The 1,310-nt window shown below is 57.5% G+C and carries 2 protein-coding genes; both read left to right on the top strand.

Annotation, left to right across the window (positions count from 1 at the left end; all coding sequences use genetic code 11):
* A partial coding sequence (locus tag E1162_RS00085) for a 2-dehydro-3-deoxygalactonokinase (RefSeq protein ID WP_257098527.1) occupies positions 1 to 913 on the top strand: 913 nt, incomplete at its 5' end.
* A 17-nt stretch (positions 914 to 930) separates the two neighbouring features.
* Positions 931 to 1,310 (top strand): bifunctional 4-hydroxy-2-oxoglutarate aldolase/2-dehydro-3-deoxy-phosphogluconate aldolase (locus E1162_RS00080; protein WP_371311742.1); only part of this gene is annotated, 380 nt, incomplete at its 3' end.

Below are 1,310 nucleotides of genomic sequence, written 5' to 3'. Positions count from 1 at the left end.
CATGCAAGACGAGATGAGCGCAGTTCTGGTTGCCGTTGACTGGGGCACCAGTTCGTTCCGTGCGCGTACTGTTCGGGCAGACCGTTCGGTCATCGACACCATTTCCACCGACGAAGGTATTCTGAAAGCCAAGGGCCGCTTTGAAGAGGTGTTCCGCACCCACATTCCAGCGCTCAAAGGCTACCGTGCAGGCCTTCCTGTGATCCTTTCGGGCATGATCGGCTCCCGCAATGGCTGGGTAGAAGTGCCATACGCCACCATGCCAACCAAGCCGGACGCTCTGTCCAAAGCCATGACAAAGATCGAAGTGGAAGGCATCGGCGATGTCTGGTTCATTCCGGGCATTATGGCAGAAGGCGATAAAGCCGACGTGATGCGCGGCGAGGAAACCGAAATCTTCGGCGCACTGGAAATGCTCGGCATTGCCAACGCCACCATGATCATTCCGGGCACCCACTCCAAGCACGTTGATATCCGTGATGGCGCGATCCAGAGCTACCGCACCTACATCACCGGTGAAATGTTCCACGCTCTGACCACTGCAACCATTCTGGGTGCTTTCGGTAAGGACGTTTGTGAAGACTGCGAGTGGTTCAGCGAAGGCGTACGCATTGGTGCTCGTGATGGCAACTCCGGCGCACTGCTCAACCGCCTGTTTACTGCCCGCGCCCGCGTGCTGGTTGACGGCTTGCCGGAAAACCACGCCGCTTGCTATCTCTCTGGCATGTTGATTGGCGCTGAACTCAAAGAAGCGATGGGTCAGGATGGTGACATCTGGATTTTGGGCAACGGCCGTCTGCCAGAAATCTATCTCAAAGCTCTGAAGGTGCTTGGTGGTGACGCCAAGATCGTACCGATGGGCGGCGTTGTGCATGGGGCAATGCAGGTCGCAGAAGCAATCGAACTCGTTTAACGGGGAGGGGGAGACTTATGTCTCAGCTAGACAAACACATGGAAGAGGCACCGATCGTCGCAATTTTGCGCGGCCTTGTGCCTGAAGAAGCGCTTGATATCGCCAAGGCTCTGGTCGCTGGCGGCATCAAGGTTATGGAAGTGCCGCTCAACTCACCGCGTCCGCTGGAAAGCATTGCGCTGATCGCCAAGGAAATGGGTGATCAGGTGAGCGTTGGTGCAGGCACCGTGCTGACACCGGAACAGGTGCGTGATGTGCACGCAGCGGGCGGTACCTTTGTTGTTGCACCTAACTGCAACACCGAAGTTGGCGCTGCCTGTCAGGTCCACGGCATGAAGTGGATGCCGGGTGTTTACACCCCGACTGAAGGCTTCACCGCGCTGGACGCTGGTGCGCA

Origin of the sequence: Pseudovibrio flavus, from assembly GCF_009711345.1 — a bacterium.
GTDB lineage: Bacteria > Pseudomonadota > Alphaproteobacteria > Rhizobiales > Stappiaceae > Pseudovibrio > Pseudovibrio flavus.
The sequence above is the reverse complement of the archived record's forward strand: the minus strand, read 5'-3'. Positions and strand labels throughout refer to the sequence as shown.